The 18,519-nt window shown below is 43.3% G+C and carries 17 protein-coding genes and 1 other annotated feature; of the genes, 12 read left to right on the top strand and 5 right to left on the bottom strand.

Annotated features, from left to right (window positions below):
• Nucleotides 1-45 precede the first annotated feature (45 nt).
• On the bottom strand, nucleotides 46-1,269 hold the full coding sequence (locus ACWODM_RS11640; protein WP_455321544.1) for an MFS transporter: 1,224 nt from the start codon (nucleotides 1,267-1,269) through the stop codon (nucleotides 46-48).
• Between the two features lie 132 nt (nucleotides 1,270-1,401).
• Here ACWODM_RS11640 and ACWODM_RS11635 point away from each other — a divergent pair, with 132 nt between their 5' ends.
• From ACWODM_RS11635 to ACWODM_RS11580, 12 genes are all read left to right on the top strand, one after another.
• Entirely contained in the window at nucleotides 1,402-2,292 is an 891-nt protein-coding gene (locus ACWODM_RS11635; RefSeq protein ID WP_455321543.1) for a LysR family transcriptional regulator, read from the top strand.
• 121 nt (nucleotides 2,293-2,413) lie between these two features.
• A complete protein-coding gene (rsmG, locus tag ACWODM_RS11630; RefSeq protein ID WP_455321542.1) occupies nucleotides 2,414-3,130 on the top strand; it encodes a 16S rRNA (guanine(527)-N(7))-methyltransferase RsmG in 717 nt (238 codons plus the stop codon).
• A gap of 164 nt (nucleotides 3,131-3,294) precedes the next feature.
• A complete protein-coding gene (locus ACWODM_RS11625) occupies nucleotides 3,295-4,059 on the top strand; it encodes a ParA family protein (protein ID WP_455321541.1) in 765 nt (254 codons plus the stop codon).
• Complete coding sequence (locus ACWODM_RS11620) at nucleotides 4,049-4,936, top strand: ParB/RepB/Spo0J family partition protein (RefSeq protein WP_455321540.1); 888 nt, start codon at nucleotides 4,049-4,051, stop codon at nucleotides 4,934-4,936. Before ACWODM_RS11625 ends, ACWODM_RS11620 begins: the two co-directional genes overlap by 11 nt.
• A 30-nt stretch (nucleotides 4,937-4,966) precedes the next feature.
• Complete coding sequence (locus ACWODM_RS11615) at nucleotides 4,967-5,155, top strand: DUF951 domain-containing protein (protein WP_455321539.1); 189 nt, start codon at nucleotides 4,967-4,969, stop codon at nucleotides 5,153-5,155.
• A gap of 7 nt (nucleotides 5,156-5,162) precedes the next feature.
• Nucleotides 5,163-6,275: a redox-regulated ATPase YchF gene (gene ychF / locus ACWODM_RS11610; RefSeq protein WP_455321538.1), complete on the top strand. Its 1,113-nt coding sequence runs from the start codon at nucleotides 5,163-5,165 to the stop codon at nucleotides 6,273-6,275.
• A gap of 104 nt (nucleotides 6,276-6,379) precedes the next feature.
• On the top strand, nucleotides 6,380-7,078 hold the full coding sequence (locus ACWODM_RS11605; RefSeq protein WP_455321537.1) for a DUF1129 domain-containing protein: 699 nt from the start codon (nucleotides 6,380-6,382) through the stop codon (nucleotides 7,076-7,078).
• Between the two features lie 203 nt (nucleotides 7,079-7,281).
• Nucleotides 7,282-8,766: an IMP dehydrogenase gene (gene guaB, locus ACWODM_RS11600; RefSeq protein ID WP_455321536.1), complete on the top strand. Its 1,485-nt coding sequence runs from the start codon at nucleotides 7,282-7,284 to the stop codon at nucleotides 8,764-8,766.
• Between the two features lie 121 nt (nucleotides 8,767-8,887).
• Nucleotides 8,888-9,817: a sugar-binding transcriptional regulator gene (locus tag ACWODM_RS11595; RefSeq protein ID WP_455321535.1), complete on the top strand. Its 930-nt coding sequence runs from the start codon at nucleotides 8,888-8,890 to the stop codon at nucleotides 9,815-9,817.
• Nucleotides 9,818-10,119: 302 nt separating this feature from the next.
• Nucleotides 10,120-11,013 (top strand): aldo/keto reductase, encoded by an 894-nt coding sequence (locus ACWODM_RS11590; RefSeq protein WP_455321534.1) that lies wholly within the window; start codon nucleotides 10,120-10,122, stop codon nucleotides 11,011-11,013.
• Nucleotides 11,014-11,042: 29 nt separating this feature from the next.
• Nucleotides 11,043-11,699, top strand: coding sequence for a deoxyribose-phosphate aldolase (gene deoC / locus ACWODM_RS11585; protein ID WP_455321533.1), 657 nt, complete (start codon nucleotides 11,043-11,045; stop codon nucleotides 11,697-11,699).
• A gap of 35 nt (nucleotides 11,700-11,734) precedes the next feature.
• Complete coding sequence (locus tag ACWODM_RS11580) at nucleotides 11,735-12,811, top strand: galactitol-1-phosphate 5-dehydrogenase (protein ID WP_455321532.1); 1,077 nt, start codon at nucleotides 11,735-11,737, stop codon at nucleotides 12,809-12,811.
• 52 nt (nucleotides 12,812-12,863) lie between these two features.
• Here the strand turns inward: ACWODM_RS11580 and ACWODM_RS11575 are convergent, their stop codons facing one another.
• The 4 genes from ACWODM_RS11575 to ACWODM_RS11560 all read right to left on the bottom strand — a co-directional run bounded on the left by ACWODM_RS11575 (nucleotide 12,864) and on the right by ACWODM_RS11560 (nucleotide 17,854).
• A complete protein-coding gene (locus ACWODM_RS11575) occupies nucleotides 12,864-14,306 on the bottom strand; it encodes a polysaccharide deacetylase family protein (protein ID WP_455321531.1) in 1,443 nt (480 codons plus the stop codon).
• 117 nt (nucleotides 14,307-14,423) lie between these two features.
• A complete protein-coding gene (gene serS / locus ACWODM_RS11570; RefSeq protein WP_455321530.1) occupies nucleotides 14,424-15,698 on the bottom strand; it encodes a serine--tRNA ligase in 1,275 nt (424 codons plus the stop codon).
• A gap of 54 nt (nucleotides 15,699-15,752) precedes the next feature.
• Nucleotides 15,753-15,951, bottom strand: a binding site (T-box leader).
• Between the two features lie 66 nt (nucleotides 15,952-16,017).
• Nucleotides 16,018-17,175, bottom strand: coding sequence for a sensor histidine kinase (locus tag ACWODM_RS11565; protein WP_455321529.1), 1,158 nt, complete (start codon nucleotides 17,173-17,175; stop codon nucleotides 16,018-16,020).
• On the bottom strand, nucleotides 17,165-17,854 hold the full coding sequence (locus ACWODM_RS11560) for a response regulator (RefSeq protein ID WP_455321528.1): 690 nt from the start codon (nucleotides 17,852-17,854) through the stop codon (nucleotides 17,165-17,167). Before ACWODM_RS11560 ends, ACWODM_RS11565 begins: the two co-directional genes overlap by 11 nt.
• Between the last annotated feature and the right edge of the window lie 665 nt (nucleotides 17,855-18,519).

Genomic DNA, 18,519 nt, shown 5'->3' with positions numbered 1-18,519 from the left:
GTCAATTTTTTTACGTCTCGTTCGTTTGTTTATTCACAAGAGAAGTCATGAAAACGTGGGTGCAGCCTTCTCTTTGGGAAACAGATAGTCATAGCGTGAGGTGATCACAAAGGCAGCGATCAATCCCAGAATTAGCAAGAATAGGTTGAACCAAAAAATCATTGCGACCCCATACTGGCTCAAAACACCAGTGATGTAAGGCGTGACCATAATCGCAACCGAAGTTGCCAGGGAATAATAGCTGGTATATTTTCCTTTGTAGGTAGGAAATAATTCCAGCATCAAGGCCAGACCTAATTGCCAGATGCCACCGGCTGCAAAGATCCCAATACAGATCGCTGCAATGATCAGAGTGGCAAAAGATGGAACCAAAAGCATCAGTAGCAAGGCACTGCCGGAAGCAAGCAGACAGAAAACGATAAAGCGCGGAATATGCACGCCACGTTTGACGATTCCTGAAGTCAAAAAGACTGACAGGAAGGAGCCGATACTATAGATGCTGACCAAAGTTAGACTGTCTTCATGAGAGACGACTTGCATCTCTTCGGCAAACTGTGGGACCCATAAAATAAAAATATTAAAGATCGAAACCGAAACAAAGGAGAAGACCAACAGCGCGATGCCGTCTATTTTGAATGTTCCGTGATTGCTTAGTCGAGCGGTCTTTGTTTCTTTGATCACTTTGACGGTTTTCTTGGTGCTTAATTCAGGGAACTGTGCAAAAAGCAAGTAGCCCATGTTGATCAAGAGACAGACTGTACATAAGACGAAGGTCCAGCCAAAGAACAGTTCTCTTTGGATCAGGAAGCGTGTCAGAAAAGGCAGAAGAAACTGTCCGGTTGAAATAAAGGCTTTGTTCAAAACACTGAGTGAGCTGTTGGTCTTTTCATCGGGAAAGGCTTCGATCAGTGTCGGATAGGTGCTGGTATCTAAGAAAGCATTGCTGAAACCACCAAACAGAGCGAAAAAGAAAGCAGAGAGATAACTGTGACTCAACAATAAACCGAGAAAGAAAATCGTATAAGAGAGGATGCCGATAATGACTGTCTTCTTGCGCCCAAAATTATCTGAGAAGTAACCGGAAAAATACAATGCCAGGATACGACCAAGCCCGATTGCACTCATGACTAGCGTGATCTGAGTTGTTGTGGCCCCCCAGTGGATTTTCAGCTGGTTCATGTTTTGCGACAGAATAATGGCAGCCATTCCTTGAAAAATGTAGTTGAAATACAGGCTGGCGATCAACGGTTTATAATTTCTTTCCTTCATAAAAATTCCCGCTCCTATTTTTGTGAATTATTTCACTAATCTTTTCTTTTATATTAACCGATTTTCTTTCACAAGACTAATGCTTTTTTTTGTAACTATTGATAAAATAAATTTATGAAAGGACGTGCTTTGATGAACTTAAGACAATTGGAGTACTTTAGAGCGTTGGTGCAAACCCAGCATATGACTCAAGCAGCAAAAAAATTGAATACTTCCCAACCAAATATCAGTCATGCGATTTCCAGTTTGGAACAGGAATTAGGCGTTCCTTTGATCGAGAAAAAAGGTCGAAACATTGGATTGACGCGGTATGGCTTTACTTTTTATGAGTATGTGTCGGATTCTTTAAACAGTATTTACGAAGGTCAGGAAAGATTGGCTAAAATGATTGATCCAAATTCAGGTGAGCTGGAGCTGGGTTTTATTTTTACGCTAGGTTCAGTGATCGTTCCTCAGCTGATTCAAAAATTTCGTGAATTACCCAACAATGAAAACATTCATTTTATTTTTCATCAGCGGAATTCACATAAGATTACAGAGCTGGTCTTAAACAGCCAACTGGATCTAGGGATCTGTTCAAAGGTCTCTGACCATCCAGAGTTGCAATATGATGTTTTTGCCAAGGAAGAGCTGGTTGTAGTGGTACCTGAAAATCACGAGCTGGCTCAACACGATACGCTTTCTATAGAAGAAACGGCGGCTTATGGACATGTCTATTACAGTCAGAAAAGTGGGTTGCGCTCGTATTTGGATCAGGTTCTTGAGGATCTAGATCTGGAATTGCAAATCGACTGGGAGCTGGAAGAAGACCACAGTGTACTAGGATTTGTCAGTCATGGCTTTGGGATCGCGATCATGCCGAACATTTCTTCGATCTCCTCGTATCCAGTCAAGAAAATCACGATTGAAAATAAACTACCAGACCGGAATATTTATTTGGTTAGCAAAAAGAACCACAAGAAGCCGATGATTCTACAAAAATTTTATGACTTTTGTCTGGCAGAAGCGATCACAAAGAATTAAAACATTCTTATTTATATTGGAAATAACTGTCGTAACTATTGCGTGTGTTCTTGTTTTGCGTTAAAGTAATAAATAGTCTGTGAAACATTTTTTTGTTTCACGAAAAAGAAAGGAAAAGACTATGTTACCTGAAGAATTTCAACAAACATTACGTTCACAAGGCATTGAACTGAGTCCACAACAAATGAAGCAGTTTGAGCGTTACTACGAACTTTTGGTAGAATGGAATGAGAAAATGAATCTGACCGCCATCACCGAAAAAAAGGACGTATACTTGAAGCATTTCTATGATTCGATCACTTTAGCGCTGTCGGTTTCTTTGAAGGAAGATGCGGCTTTGTGCGATGTCGGTTCTGGCGCAGGCTTTCCTAGTCTGCCTTTGAAAATCGTCTTTCCGCAATTGAAGATCACGATTGTCGATTCCTTGAACAAGCGCATCACATTTTTACAAACATTGGTCAAAGAGCTGGGACTGGAGGAAGTCTCTTTGTTCCACGACCGTGCAGAAACATTTGGTCAGCAGCCCGAACATCGGGCTAGCTACGACTATGTCACTGCCCGTGCCGTTGCCCGTTTGAATGTGTTAGCAGAACTCTGCCTGCCCTTAGTCAAAAAAGACGGGTTTTTCTATGCTCTGAAAGCAGCAAAAAGTGAAGAAGAGCTAACAGAAGCCAAACCAGCGATCGCTCTTCTAGGTGGGAAATTCATCGAGGACAAAGAAGTCCAGTTGCCAGTCACAGGAGACGAACGTCATACACTAGTGATCGCTAAGAAAAAGGAAACGCCGAAAAAATATCCAAGAAAACCAGGAATGCCAAACAAGCAGCCAATAAAATAGAAGAACCTAAATTTTTAGACAAAAAATTTAATTCCTAAAAAGAGCTAGGATGTCAGTTCCACTTAACCCAAGTGTGTAACTAGTGGAATGATATACGTAGCGAAGAACAGACTAAATTTTCAAGCAAAAATTTAATTCCTAAAAAAGAGCTAGGAGGAAGATCCATGGCACGAATTATCTCTGTTGCAAATCAAAAAGGTGGCGTTGGTAAAACGACTACCACCGTGAATCTGGGCGCAAGTTTAGCCTACAGTGGGAAAAAAGTCTTGCTGGTGGATATTGACGCACAGGGCAATGCAACCAGCGGAATGGGGATCCGCAAACCAGATGTGGCACAAGACATTTACGATGTCTTAGTCAACGAAACACCTATCCAAGAAACGATTTTACCGAGCTCGCGCGAAAATTTGGATATTGTTCCAGCAACTTTGCAGCTGGCGGGAGCTGAGATCGAGCTAACATCGATGATGGCGCGGGAATCCCGTTTGAAAACAGCTTTGAATGAAATCAAAGATCAATATGATTTTATCTTTATCGACTGTCCACCATCTTTGGGACATTTGACGATCAATGCTTTTACAGCCAGTGATTCGATCCTGATCCCTGTCCAGTGTGAATACTATGCACTGGAGGGCTTGAGCCAGCTGTTGAACACGGTACGCTTGGTCCAAAAACATTTTAATCCTGAACTGGAGATCGAAGGCGTATTGCTGACGATGTACGACGCTCGGACCAATCTCGGCGCAGAAGTCGTCGAAGAAGTTCGTCGTTACTTCCAAGAAAAAGTTTACGAAACGATCATCCCTAGAAACATTCGTCTGTCTGAGGCACCAAGTCATGGTCTGTCGATCGTCGATTATGATCTACGTTCTAAAGGGGCAGAAGTCTATCAAGCATTAGCAAAGGAAGTGTTAGCGCGTGAAGAATAAAGGGAAGAGCTTGGGCAAAGGCATCGATGCCCTATTTCAAGACATTGCTGGCTTGGAAGACGTCGATGTCAAAAAAGAACAAGTCGTGGAGCTGTCGCTGAACGAATTGCGTCCCAATCCGTACCAGCCTCGGAAAACCTTTGATGAAAAGTCTCTGCAGGAGCTAGCCAATTCGATTGAGCAATCTGGTGTGTTCCAGCCGATCATCGTTCGTAAATCAGCCGTTAAGGGCTATGAGATCATTGCTGGTGAACGTCGTTTTCGGGCCTCTAAATTAGCGCAAAAGGAAACGATTCCGGCTATCATTCGCGATTTTAATGAAGAAGCAATGATGCAGGTCGCGGTTCTGGAAAACCTGCAACGGGAAGACCTGAATCCGCTGGAAGAAGCCGAAGCCTACGACATGCTGATGAAAAACCTGAAGCTGACACAGGCTGAAGTTGCAGAACGCTTAGGTAAGAGTCGTCCATACATTGCCAATTATTTGCGTCTGTTGGCTTTACCAAAGCTAGTCAAAGAAATGATGCAGGATGAACGCTTGTCGATGGGACAGGCAAGAACACTGCTGGGCTTGAAAAACAAGGAACAGATCCTGAAGCTAGCGAATCGTTGCGTCAAGGAAAATCTGACTGTACGTCAGCTAGAACAGCTTGTTTCACTGATGAATGAATCCAAGGATAAGAAGAAAGTTCCTCGTATGATCAAAGAAAAACCGTACTATCTTCGCGAAAGTGAAGATCGTCTGATGGATAAATTCGGCACGAGTGTCGAAATCCGTGAAAAAGAAGGCAAGGGAAAAATCGAGATCGAATATCTGTCTCAAAGTGATCTGACACGAATCTTAGATATTCTGGACATCCATTTTGATGAAGCCTGAGAATGCAAGACGGTCAAAGGAGAAAAAACGATGTATGATTTGAACGATATAGTAGAAATGAAAAAGCCTCATGCCTGTCAAACCAATCGTTGGCAAATCATTCGCATGGGTGCTGATATCAAGATCAAATGCGAAAAATGCGGCCACATCGTCATGATGCCCCGCCGTGAATTTACCAAAAAACTAAAAAAAGTTTTAGAAAAAGCAGAGAAAGAGTGAAGAAGACATGGCATTAACTGCTGGAATCGTTGGTTTACCGAACGTAGGAAAATCAACTTTATTTAACGCAATTACTAAAGCTGGTGCAGAAGCAGCGAACTATCCTTTTGCAACGATCGATCCAAACGTTGGGATGGTGGAAGTTCCTGACTGGCGTCTACAACGTTTGACAGATTTAGTCAATCCAAAGAAAACTGTCCCAACAACCTTTGAATTCACGGATATTGCCGGAATCGTGAAGGGAGCCAGTAAAGGGGAAGGACTGGGTAACCAATTCTTGAGCCATATCCGTCAAGTAGATGCGATCTGTCACGTGGTTCGTTGTTTTGATGATGAAAATATCATGCGTGAACAAAACCGTGAAGCAGATTTCGTTGATCCTTTGGCAGATATCGATACGATCAATCTGGAGTTGATCTTAGCGGATCTCGAGTCTGTGAGCAAACGCTATACTCGTGTAGCTAAGGTAGCCAAGACCAAAGACAAGGACGCCTTGGCCGAAATGGCAATTCTAGATAAAATCAAACCAGTTTTAGAAGCAGGCTTGTCAGCTAGAACCATCGAATTCACAGCGGAAGAAGAAAAATTCGTTCGCTCTCTGTTTCTACTGACGACTAAACCAGTCTTGTATGTGGCGAATGTCTCTGAAGACGAAGTTGCCGATGCGGATGACAATGAATATGTCAAACAAGTCCGTGAATTTGCGCAAAGCGAAAATGCGGAAGTAATCATTGTCAGTGCTCGTGCAGAAGAAGAGATCGCAGAATTGGACGAAGAAGATAAAGCAGAATTTCTTGAAGCATTAGGCATCGAAGAGTCTGGCTTGGATCAGCTGATCCGTGCGGCTTATGATCTATTGGGCTTAGCGACCTATTTCACTGCGGGTGAACAAGAAGTTCGTGCCTGGACTTTCCGTAAAGGAATCAAAGCACCACAGGCAGCAGGCATTATCCACTCTGATTTTGAACGTGGCTTTATCCGTGCCGAAACAGTTTCCTTTGAAGACTTGGATAAATACGGCAATATGCAAGCAGCTAAAGAGGCGGGACGCGTCCGTCTAGAAGGAAAAGAGTACATTGTAAAAGACGGCGATGTCATGTTGTTCCGTTTTAACGTATAAAACAAGGTTTTTTCCATTAAAGGGCTATCATAAAAGCAAATGCTTGTGTTAAAATAGCCTGTGGAATGTTATTAGTGAAAGCGGAGAAGGGAGAAACGAGAATCATGGAACCAGAAACTCTGCGTGAATATGTTTCAGAAAATCGTGAATTAGAGAAACAACTAACAAAAAGAAACCAGCAATACATCTTCGATTTGAAAAAATCATTGAATGCTGCCAATCTATCAGAAGAAGAAAAAACAAAGGTTTTACATGAAATGCTACCTGTGCTAGTCAAAGAACAAAAAGGCGGACGCACGGCTCGTCAGCTGTTTGGAACGGTCTCTGAACGAACAGAAGCAATTTTGAGTACACCAGAAACACCTACTGAGAGTTCCTCACCACTACTGATGTGGTTGGACAATACCTTGCTGATCTTGGGAATCTTTGGCTTGATCATGGGTGTAATGGGAATCTTTGTCGAGGACAGTACTCAGGTCTATGGTTTGATCACACTGATCGTGATGGCGATGGCCGGTGGTTGGGTCTTCTACTTGATGTATAAATATATGTATCAGTACGAACATCCAGGTGCCGACAAAAGCAAGCGACCAAAAATGTGGAAATCTATTTTGATCATGATGGGAGCCTTCTTTGTCTGGGTTGGTTCGATCGCCTTGTCTTCAATGTTGATCCCAACATCAATCAATGTGATTCTGGATCCGGTCTACTTGGTGATCATCGGTGCCGCAGCGGTAGGCGTGCGCTTCTATTTGAAAAAAAGATACAATATCATCGGCAGCTTGTCTGCTCCGAGAAGATAGACAGTACGACAGCTTTTTGGCTGTCGTATTTTTTCATTGTTGATAGACTATAAGGAAGCCGACTGCCTTTCGATTAAAAATAACTGTGAATTGTAAGCATTATTTCCTTACTTTTTCTCAGTTTCTATTTGCAACAGTTGACTTATGGCACAAATTTTGCTATTTTCATTAAAATATAAAAAATTTAAGGAGTGGTTACGAAAATGTCCAACTGGGAAACAAAGTTCGTAAAAAAAGGATTGACTTTTGATGATGTGCTGCTAGTGCCTGCTGAAAGTCATGTATTGCCAAATGATGTTGATATGAGTGTTCAATTAGCAAAGAACCTTAAGCTGAATGTTCCAATAATGAGCGCCAGTATGGATACCGTAACAGATAGCAAAATGGCGATCGCCATGGCCCGCCAAGGTGGTCTAGGTGTGGTCCACAAAAACATGAGTGTGGCTGACCAAGCTGATGAAGTAAGAAAAGTCAAACGCTCAGAAAGTGGCGTTATCATTGATCCATTCTTCCTGACACCAGGGCACTTGGTTCAAGATGCTGAAGAACTAATGAGTCGTTACCGTATTAGCGGTGTGCCTGTTGTTGAAACGATGGAAAACCGCAAATTGGTAGGGATCATGACTAACCGTGACTTACGCTTTGTTACAGATTATCAAATTCCGATCGAAGACGTCATGACGAAGGATGATCTAGTGACAGCGCCTGTTGGCACATCATTAAAAGACGCCGAACAGATCCTACAGCGCTACAAGATCGAAAAATTACCGATCGTGGATGAAGAAGGTCGCTTGAGCGGTCTGATCACGATCAAAGACATTGAAAAAGTCATCGAGTTTCCTAATGCAGCCAAAGACGAGCATGGTCGTTTGTTAGTTGCCGCAGCGGTAGGTGTAACCAGTGATACGTTTGAACGTGCCGGTGCGCTACTGGATGCTGGTGCCGATGCGATCGTTATCGATACAGCCCACGGACACAGTGCCGGAGTATTGCGCAAGATCAAAGAAATCCGTGACACCTTCCCTGAAGCAACCTTGATTGCTGGAAATGTTGCAACTGGAGAAGGAACGAAGGCTTTGTATGATGCCGGTGTGGACGTTGTAAAAGTAGGAATCGGTCCGGGCTCAATTTGTACGACACGTGTAGTTGCCGGTGTAGGGGTGCCACAGCTAACGGCGATTTATGATGCGGCTTCTGTCGCTCGTCAATATGGCAAAGCAATCATCGCCGATGGAGGAATCAAGTATTCAGGTGATATCGTCAAAGCGTTGGCTGCTGGTGGACATGCCGTGATGTTAGGAAGCATGCTGGCAGGAACCGACGAATCGCCAGGTGAATTCGAAATCTATCAAGGACGACGTTTCAAAACTTACCGAGGCATGGGTTCTCTAGGTGCCATGGAAAAAGGCTCAAGCGATCGCTACTTCCAAGGTGGCGTGAATGAAGCCAATAAATTAGTACCAGAGGGCATCGAAGGTCGTGTTGCTTACAAAGGAAGTGCCGCTGACATCTTGTTCCAAATGCTGGGTGGTCTAAAATCCGGTATGGGCTATGTGGGTGCTGCCAACTTGAAAGAGTTGCGTGACAATGCTCAGTTTATTCAAATGAGTGGCAATGGCTTGAAAGAATCTCATCCGCATGATGTTCAGATCACTAAAGAAGCACCAAACTATTCCATCGAATCTTAAAGGTAAAGCCCGTTGATCAGTCAGAATCTGATCAACGGGCTTTTTTTGACTGGAGGAAACACAGCCATCGGGTTATCTGTTATAATGTGGGAAAATACAGGCTTATATTTGGAGAGAGATCATGGATAATGAAAGAAGACTATTAGTAGAGATCAGCGATGCGTATTATTATGAAGGTCAGACGCAACAACAGATCGCCAATCAGCTTGGAATCTCTAGAATGAAGGTCTCCAGATTGCTGCAAAAGGCGAAGGATCAAGGAGTCGTGAAAATATCGATTGATTACGGCGGTGTTCATCTGGCCCTCGAAAAGAAAATCAAAGAAACATACGGATTGCAGCAGGTGATCATCGTTCCTGGAAAATCCCACAGTCTCAAACGCGAATTGGCGAATGCCGCTGCTCATTACCTCAACAATACCTTGAAAAAAGGCGATCTGGTCGCTGTGGGTTGGGGATCAACACTGCATGAGATGGTCGCCTATTGCGAGGGAGACTTCAAAGGAGAGCTTGAGTTGTCACCGATCATTGGCGGACACGGTAAAAGCCATTTAAATCTGCATGCAACCACGATCTGTTCGGATCTAGCTGCGGCTTGGAATGGCGAACCGCATTCACTTTTAGCACCGGCTTATGTAGATTCCAAAGAAGACAAGGCAACCTTGATGAGAGACACTTCGATCGCCAGCGTGATCGCTAGGACTCAGCAGGCAAGCAAAGCTATTTTTGGTGTTGGTGCACCAAATTACGAATGGAGCACAGTGCACAAGACCGGCTATTTTACTGATGAAGAGATGGAGCAGATCAAACAAAGTGGAACGATCTGTGAGCTAGTTTCGATCGCCTTTTTAGATCAAAGTGGTCAACCGATACTGGAAGAGATCACAGACCGCAGTGTCGGCATCAGCAGGGAAGCATTAAAAGCCATCCCTGAAAAAATCTGTATTGCTGGGGGCTTTGAAAAGCACGATCCGATCAAGATCGCTGCCGAAGCAGGCTATGTCGATGTTTTGATCACCGACCACGAGACAGGAACGTATCTGTTGGACTAACAATCAGAGTCAACAAAGCATCATGATGCTTTGTTGGCTTTTTTATTTTGTCTAAAAACAGGAGAGATTTACCAAGGGATCATTACCTCACGCAGTCGGTTTCATTTCGCAAAGTATAGCGATTTTCACTGCATTCGTCTGCAAAGTTACTCATGATCGGAATGCTTGTAGTGAAGCGATTCTACGAAAGAAAAACTATAAATGACAGAAAAACAGTTGCAAGTTTTTTATGAAACCGTTATGATGGAAATGAACAAATGAATGTACAGTGTTCATATGAACAAAAACAAGGAGGTTTCGAGATGGAATACGTCCAGTTAACAGAAGAGCTACAGTTTTCTCGCATTGTTTTAGGATTTTGGCGTTATCTTGACTGGAAGCTAAGTAAAAAAGAGTTTCTTTCTTTTATAGAATCTGTGATGGATCTGGGAGTCACTACGATGGATCATGCAGACATCTACGGCAACTACACGGTGGAAGAGATCGTTGGTAACCATTTGGCTGGGAGAAATGACTTGAAAAAGAAGATGCAGATCGTCACCAAATGTGGCATTGTCTATCCGTCTGACACAGCCAGAGTCAAGTATTACAACACGTCAAAGGACTATATTATCCAACAGGCGGAAAAATCCTTGCGTAAGCTGCAGATCGAGACGATCGATCTATTTCTGATCCATCGACCGGACTGGTTCGGACATCCAGAAGAGATTGCTGCAGCCTTTCATGAACTGAAGAAAGCTGGCAAGGTGCGAGCCTTTGGTGTGTCCAATTACCTGCCCCATCAATTTCAGACACTGCAGAGCTTTTGTGAAGAAAAACTGGTGACCAACCAGATCGAAGTGTCGCCGCTGTGCATGGATCATTTTGAAAACGGGATGATCGATCTATGTATGGAACAAAAAAGCCATCCAATGGTATGGTCCCCCTTAGCCGGCGGACGGATCTTTACCAGTGAAGAAGCACCTGTCAGAAGACTACGAGAAGTCTTACAAGTGATTCAAGAAGAAGTCGGAGCCGAGAGCATTGACGAGATTGTATTTGCTTGGCTGTTGTCTCATCCGGCAGATATGCTGCCGATCACCGGTTCAGGCGACATCGCCTTTGTCAAAAAACCAGTCGCTGCATTAGCCTACCAGCTAACACCTGAACAGTGGTATATGATCTGGACAGCAGTGAAGGGTGTAAAAGTACCATAAAATAAAACAAACAAAAGGAGAAAAACGCTATGACAATCACAAAAGAAGAATTTGTAAAATGTGTGGACCACTCATTGTTGAAACCTTTTTTGACCCAGCAGGAAGTAATCGATGGGATCGCCTATGCAAGAGAACTAGGCTGTGCCTCGGTCTGTTTAAGTCCCCATAATGTTCGCTTGGCACAAGAAATGCTGGCGGGAACAGCGGTGAAGGTTTGTACGGTGATCGGTTTCCCTTCTGGTGCACACACGACCTTCACGAAGGTCACAGAAGCCAAAGATGCCTATGCGAACGGTGCAGAAGAACTTGATATGGTGATCAATGTTGGCGCTTTGAAAGCTGGCGAGTATCAAAAAGTTCAGCAAGAGATTGAAGCTGTCGTTCAGGCAACACCAGCGATCGTCAAAGTGATTTTGGAGGATGCCTATTTGACGAAAGAGGAAATCAAAAAAGGGTCCGAGCTGGTGGAAGCCGCGGGTGCTGCCTTTGTCAAAACATCGACAGGCTTTGCGCCAACTGGTTCTACGGTTGAAGATCTGCAGATCATGCGTGCGGCAGTTTCGGACAAAGTAAAGGTCAAAGCTGCCGGAGGATTGAACAGTTTACAGGATTGCTTGGATTCGATCGCCGCGGGTGCCGAGCGGATCGGTATCAGTAAAACCAAAGAAATTTTAAGCGAGTTTTGATCGGAGCTAATCAATACGTCAAAAGGAGTGTCATTATGAAGTCACTAAAATTGTACGGGATAGAGGATCTACGTTTTGAACAAGCAGAGAAACCTGAGATCAAAAAAGAGCGCGATGTTCTAATCAAGATCAAAGCTGCCGGAATCTGCGGTTCAGACTTATCGCGTTACAAAAAACAAGGACCCTATGTGCCAGGTACAGTCTGGGGACATGAATTTTCAGGCGAAGTCGTTGCGGTAGGAGCAGGGGTCCAAAAGGTTCGTGTCGGTGATCGGATCGCCGGTGTACCGACCTTGACCTGTCAGGATCAGGAGGATCTTGAGCAGGAATGTGTGTATTGCAAAAAAGGAGAATATGCCCGTTGCGAGAAACTTTCGGTCGTCGGTGCCTATGTACCCGGCGGTTTTGCCGAATATATCGTACTGCCAGAAAAGAATTGTGTCGTCGTTCCCGAAGCAATCAGCTATGAGACTGCCGCCTTGTTGGAACCATCCGCGGTCGTTTTGCACGGCCTGTACCGAACCCGTTTGACAGCAGGAAGTAGTGTCGTGATCGTAGGTTGTGGGAATATTGGTCTGCTGGCGGTCACCTTTGCTAAGATTTTTGGGGCAAGTAATATCATTGCTGTTGATATTTCTGAAGCTGCTTTGAGAAAAGCGCAGGAAATGGGAGCAACCCATGTTGTGAATCCTCTACATGAGGAGCCTGTGCATCAGATCCAGGCTCTGACCAAGGGATTGGGTGGAGATGTAGTCGTAGAGGCGGCTGGTTCTCCCATCACATCTGCACAGGTTTTTGCCTATGCTAAAAAAGGGGGAGAAGTTGTCTTCCTAGGCATTCCTTACAGCGACATCCATATTGAACGTTACTTTTTTGAAAAAATCGTTCGCAGTGAGCTAGCAATCTGGGGTTCCTGGAATTCCGTTTCCGCACCTTTTCCAGGTAAAGAGTGGACGACTGTCGTAGACTTGTTGGAAAACAAGCAAATAGAACTGTCTTCGATCATCACCCATCGTCAAAACATGGAGGAAGGTCCAGCAATGTTTGAGCGGTTGACCAACAGCAGGAAAGAAGAGTATTACGGAAAAGTCATACTCTTTCCAGAAAGCTAATTAGAACAAAAAAAGGATTCGCTTGGCAATCAAGCGAATCCTTTTTTTTGGTTTAGATCTCTCGGGCATCGTCTTGCCCAAAGTATTGATACAAGGGTTTTTCTTTATGAGCTAATAAGTCTTCTATCGTAACGATCTCGTAGCCTTGTTCATGAAGGTTGTCGATCACATCAGCAACAGCAGCAATCGTGGATGGATGGATGTCATGCATCAAAATGATCCCACCAGGTACGACAGTATCATTGATTCGTTGTATCGTGGCATCCTTGTCCTTTGATTGCCAGTCGTAGGAATCGATGTCCCATTGAATGATCGGTTTGCCAATGATCTTGGCTGATTCTGGACCGATCGCGCCATATGGAGGACGCAATGTTTTAGGCAGGATACCGGATGCATCAAAGATTGCTTTGTCTGTTTTGCGGATCTCCTCCTTCAATTCATCCTCTCCGATAGCATTTAACTGAGGATGCGAGTAAGAATGACTAGCGAGGACGTGGCCTCCGTCATGGATGTCTTTGACGATTTCTGGATAGTTCTCGACATTTTGTCCCAGCATAAAGAAGGTTGCATGAACCTCTTTTTGTTCCAAAATCGTCAGTAATTCAGGAGTCGTTGCTGGATTAGGACCATCATCGAAGGTCAGTGCAACGTATTTTTTGTCTTCTTCCAATGGTGAAGAGGCTTCCTCCAGATATCGAGGATCCACCAAATCTTTTTGGATAAAGGGACGAATATCCTCATATGGTAAAAGAAGTTCAGTAGTTCCTGTTTCGTTCTCCGGTAACTCGACCTTCAGCTGATCCGGCATATAAGTCATGGTGGTGTCCAGACTGATTCGAGGTAGATCAAGAACGGAATCGATAATTTTGTCTGGTTCCTCTGACTGATCCAGGATTTTTTGCTGAATCACTTGTTGGATCCCCAGCAAATCTGCTTCTGAACCAATCAGGTCCTGTGCAGTGACTGAATCGCCGGTCTCCGTTAGATAATAAGTGGCTTGATCCAATGTTTCTCGTTCTTTCTCAAAGTCTTCTTTTTCAGATTGCCAAAGATAGGTATCTACTTTTAAGGTATAGGCACCTAAATGTTCAGACAAGGATTCATTCGCTACCTGACCGATCAGGATCGCTTTTCTGGGATGATCCAGCTTCTTCTTTTCTTCTTTCAGCAAATCATTGAATGTTTCATGTGAAACATCAAAAGGGATTTCTTGTCCTTGTTCTGGAAAATATAAGATAGAGGTAATCCTGCCGGTAGATTGTTCTTGCTTTTCACTGGACAGGTCACTGTTTTGTTGTTCGTTTTCTATTTGTTGGATCAATTGGTCGGCTGCTTCGTCAATTTTTTCCTGTAGTTTTTTTTCTTCGATCAATCCGTAAATCGAATAGGAACCGCCTCCGACTAGTAAAAGAATAAATAATATCGTGACAGTCCAAACGAGATAATTAGGCGACTTTCGATGATGTCTTTGACTACGCTTTGCATAAGTTGTCATGAGCTCTCTTCTTTCTATTTAACTGATTAGGAATAATGTAACACGATTGTAACATTCAATCAATCGTTAACTAAGAAAACCAGCAAAGATTTCCGAAGAAATAATCGCTGGTTTTGTTTATTTTTCAATTTTCGTTAAACCACCCATATATGGAACAAGTACTTCTGGGATCGTGACACTACCATCTGCGTTTTGATAATTTTCCAACACGGCTGCGACCGTACGACCAACAGCTAAACCAGAACCGTTCAAGGTATGCGCGTATTGGATCTTATTGTTGGTGTCACGGTAGCGGATCATGGCACGACGCGCTTGGAAGTCTTCACAGTTTGAACATGAACTGATTTCACGGTAGGTATCCTGTGCTGGAATCCATACTTCCAAATCATAGGTTTTCGCCGCAGAGAAGCCCATATCTCCAGTTGAAAGTGCCATGACACGATAAGGCAATTCCAGTTTCTGTAAGATTGCTTCTGCATCAGCTGTCATTTTTTCTAATTCTTCATAAGAATGCTCCGCGTCGCTGAATTTGACCATTTCGACTTTGTTGAATTGATGCAAACGAATCAATCCGCGAGTATCCCTTCCGGCACTACCAGCTTCTGAACGAAAAGCCGGGCTTAACGCAGTGAAGTAGATTGGCAGCTCTTCCTGATTCAGGATCTCTTGGCTATAGTAATTCGTCAGCGGAACTTCCGCAGTTGGGATCAAAGTCAAATCAGAATCCTCAAGCTGGAAGACATCCTCTTTGAATTTAGGGAATTGACCTGTTCCAAACATCGCTTGACTGTTGACGGCATAAGGTGTGATCATTTCTGTATAGCCATGCTCGTAGATATGTTGATCCAGCATAAAGTTGTACAAGGCACGCTCCAGACGAGCACCTAGACCTGTGTAGTAGACAAAGCGACTGCCAGAAACCTTGGCGCCCCGTTCGAAATCCAGGATCCCTAAATTTTCAGCGATCTCCCAATGTGGCTTAGCTTCAAAATCCAAAGCTTTTGGTTCGCTCCAGCGACGGATCTCTACATTGTCGTCCTCATCTTTACCGACAGGCACACTTTCGTGAGGCAAGTTTGGCAAAGTCGTAGAGATCTCTTTTAATTTTTCATCGATCTCGGCAATCTCTATATCTAGCGCTTTGATCTTGCCACCAACCTCTTTCATTTCAGCGATCTTGTCTGCAGCATCTTCTTTGTTGCGCTTCAATTTTGCAATTTCACCAGAGACATCGTTGCGGTATTTTTTCAATTCTTCTACTTGAACCAGCAAATTACGGCGGTTTTCATCTAACTGCAAAAATTCAGCAAGGACTTCTTCAGCAATGCCTCGTGATTTCAATTTGGCTTGAACAGAATCAAAATTTTGACGAATCATTTTAATGTCTAACATCTTTTTTCCTCCTATAGTAATAAAAATAAAAAAACTATTCCTTCCCAGCAAATAGCTTGGGACGAAATAGTTTGCTCGCGGTGCCACCCAAGTTCGGCTTACGCCGCACTTGACCTCGTAACCAGAGGGAAGGTTCTTTCTTTCAAAAGACGCATCATAAGAACTGGATTCCAGAATGACCTTTACTGATTTTCACCGACCATCAGCTCTCTAAAAAAGATCTAACCTGTACTAGGTTCTTTGCTTGTTAAGTGTTTGATTGGTTTTAGCATAGCGGAATTTCTGCCGTTCGTCAACTGTTGTTCGCACAAGTTGACGACTAATTCCGATTCAAGGGCAAATGGATGATAAACGATGTCCATTCAGGCGCTGATTTGGCATAGATGTAGCCACCATGTAAGGCAACGATGCTTTGAGCAATCGCTAAACCTAAGCCGGTTCCACCAGTTTCCTGTGAACGGGATTCCTCGACTCGATAGAAACGGTCAAACAAGGAATCTAGGGCTTTTTTCGGGATCATTTTGCCATTATTCTTCACGGTGACTACCACTTCTGTCCCGACTTTTTCAGCTTCAATAATGATTTTTGTCGCACCTTTACCGTATTTTAGAGCATTGGTCAGTAAGTTGTTGAAAACTCGTACCAGTTTTTCTGTGTCGCCTTCCATCATGATCTGAGCCGGATGAGCCACCGTCAGCACTTCGATTCCTTTTTTGCTGGACTCCAGTTCAAAATCGGCTGCCAGCTGCTCCACAAGTTGGACCATGTCGAAGGTAATCGAGTGGATCGGAACACTAGGTTGTCGCACCTTGGTATACTCAAACAAGTCATCTACCAGAGACTTCATTTGCTTGGCTTTGACGTAAGCCGTGTGAGTATATTTCAGCAAGTCTTCCTCCGAGCGATATTGTCGGTCTTCAATCAGGCCTAGATAACCGATGATCGAAGTCAAAGGCGTGCGGATGTCATGACTGACGTTAGTGATCAGCTCATCCTTTGATTTTTCGATCCGGCGTTCTTCCTCGATGGCAGTCACCGTACTGTCAACCAGACCGTTGATACTGCTGACCACACGATTCAAATCTCCCCGCAGTTCAAAGGGGATTCGGTGATCGTAGTTTCCTTCTGCAATATAATGTAGCTCACTGATGATATGACGCAACTGCATTTGTCGATAACGACGAATCAGACGCCAATACAAGAAAGCGACATCCATGACTAGAAAGAGAGGGACCAAGATATTTTTACCACTTGAAAAGAGAGTAGAATTGAAATTTTCTACAAAGCTCGTTCGAGAAGCAAAGATCACTTCACTCAACGCAGAATTTTCTCTTACTATAGAAGAAAGAATCACCAAAATAGCAATATTGACTATGATCAAGAGGATGATCGTGATGATCGCTTCGGCGAATAGCTCACTGATTTCTTTGGAAGTGAGTGTGATTCGTCTTTTTTTCTCTACACTATTATTTCGCATCTATTTTGTATCCAACTCCCCATACGGTTTGAATGATTTTTTCGCCGCCAGTCGCTTCCTCGATCTTGTCACGTAAATGGCTGACATGGACCATAACGGTTTTGGCAGAAACGACGCTTTCCTGTTTCCATACCCGTTCAAAGATTTCATCGGCACTGAAGACACGATTCGGATGCGAAGCAAGCAGATACAGGATCCCAAATTCCAAAGCAGTCAGCTGAATTTCCTTACCGTTGATCGTTTTTACTTCGTGAGAATCGCGGTTGATGACTAGAGAACTGACCTCCAGCACATCCGGCTGATTAGAGGCTACCTGCATTTTTGTACGACGCATCAATGATTTGACCCGCGCCATGACTTCCAGTGGATTAAAGGGTTTGGTAACATAATCATCAGCTCCAGCAACTAACCCTTTGATCTTATCCATATCCGTTGTTTTGGCAGTCAGCATAATGATCGGGATCTGTGATTCCTTTCGTAGGATCTTGACGACCTGCATGCCGTCTACTTCAGGCATCATGATATCTAAGATCAGTAATTCAATGTCAGGATTTGTTCGGACCTTCGACAAGGCTTCCTTGCCATCATAAGCCTTCACAGGTTCGTATCCTTCATTATGTAAATAGATACTGATCAGTTCCACGATCTCTTTATCGTCATCTGCTACTAATATTTTCATGTTGTGTCCTCCTAAGACAGTAGTATTTAGCTGTATTTTATCAAAAAAAGCGAAAAATTGATAAATTTCTACTTAATCTTTAGAGAATATAAGGAATTGCCAGAGATAGCGAAAGACAATGACGAACATTCATGACAAAAAAACCAAATATAAGGAGAAAACAAAAGGAAAGGCGAACAAAAATACAGCTCTAGATCAGAGAAAGGGATGTAACTAGAAACGTTGGTCTATCAATGGTTTTTCTGTTGACGAAAGGGGTAAAAGTTGGTATATTATTACTTGTCTTAATTGAGGAGGGAAAGTTTTTCTTTTTCGAGAAAAAAAGATTGACCTTCGACAAAATAGATGATAGTATAACAAAGTTGCTAAATTACTGATTGGATGTTTTCGCTGATTTAACAGCAAAAACATTTCAAAAAAGTAGTTGACAGATAACAAGTCATTTGTTAAGATGATCAAGTCGCTGAAAACAGCACATCAGAAAGTTGAAATGTTTCTGAAAAAACTTTTATAAAGTGGTTGACATTCATTGTTCAATCTGATATGATATAAAAGTTGCTAACACAGCACGACGTAGACCTTTGAAAACTGAACAAAGCAAGCAAACGAACCAATGTGTAGGATGCTTCTATTAGATAGAAGCAAACACAACAAAGCAAGCAGTA

Source organism: Enterococcus olivae (assembly GCF_053760925.1).
This window is presented reverse-complemented; position numbering and strand designations above follow the sequence as displayed.

What these genes read in the sequence shown, in the direction of transcription:
- ACWODM_RS11640 (WP_455321544.1), bottom strand. Translation starts at nt 1,269, where the DNA reads ATGAAGGAAAGAAATTATAAACCGTTGATCGCCAGCCTGTATTTCAAC.
- ACWODM_RS11635 (WP_455321543.1), top strand. Translation starts at nt 1,402, where the DNA reads ATGAACTTAAGACAATTGGAGTACTTTAGAGCGTTGGTGCAAACCCAG.
- rsmG (WP_455321542.1), top strand. Translation starts at nt 2,414, where the DNA reads ATGTTACCTGAAGAATTTCAACAAACATTACGTTCACAAGGCATTGAA.
- ACWODM_RS11625 (WP_455321541.1), top strand. Translation starts at nt 3,295, where the DNA reads ATGGCACGAATTATCTCTGTTGCAAATCAAAAAGGTGGCGTTGGTAAA.
- ACWODM_RS11615 (WP_455321539.1), top strand. Translation starts at nt 4,967, where the DNA reads ATGTATGATTTGAACGATATAGTAGAAATGAAAAAGCCTCATGCCTGT.
- ychF (WP_455321538.1), top strand. Translation starts at nt 5,163, where the DNA reads ATGGCATTAACTGCTGGAATCGTTGGTTTACCGAACGTAGGAAAATCA.
- ACWODM_RS11605 (WP_455321537.1), top strand. Translation starts at nt 6,380, where the DNA reads ATGGAACCAGAAACTCTGCGTGAATATGTTTCAGAAAATCGTGAATTA.
- guaB (WP_455321536.1), top strand. Translation starts at nt 7,282, where the DNA reads ATGTCCAACTGGGAAACAAAGTTCGTAAAAAAAGGATTGACTTTTGAT.
- ACWODM_RS11595 (WP_455321535.1), top strand. Translation starts at nt 8,888, where the DNA reads ATGGATAATGAAAGAAGACTATTAGTAGAGATCAGCGATGCGTATTAT.
- ACWODM_RS11590 (WP_455321534.1), top strand. Translation starts at nt 10,120, where the DNA reads ATGGAATACGTCCAGTTAACAGAAGAGCTACAGTTTTCTCGCATTGTT.
- deoC (WP_455321533.1), top strand. Translation starts at nt 11,043, where the DNA reads ATGACAATCACAAAAGAAGAATTTGTAAAATGTGTGGACCACTCATTG.
- ACWODM_RS11580 (WP_455321532.1), top strand. Translation starts at nt 11,735, where the DNA reads ATGAAGTCACTAAAATTGTACGGGATAGAGGATCTACGTTTTGAACAA.
- ACWODM_RS11575 (WP_455321531.1), bottom strand. Translation starts at nt 14,306, where the DNA reads ATGACAACTTATGCAAAGCGTAGTCAAAGACATCATCGAAAGTCGCCT.
- serS (WP_455321530.1), bottom strand. Translation starts at nt 15,698, where the DNA reads ATGTTAGACATTAAAATGATTCGTCAAAATTTTGATTCTGTTCAAGCC.
- ACWODM_RS11565 (WP_455321529.1), bottom strand. Translation starts at nt 17,175, where the DNA reads ATGCGAAATAATAGTGTAGAGAAAAAAAGACGAATCACACTCACTTCC.
- ACWODM_RS11560 (WP_455321528.1), bottom strand. Translation starts at nt 17,854, where the DNA reads ATGAAAATATTAGTAGCAGATGACGATAAAGAGATCGTGGAACTGATC.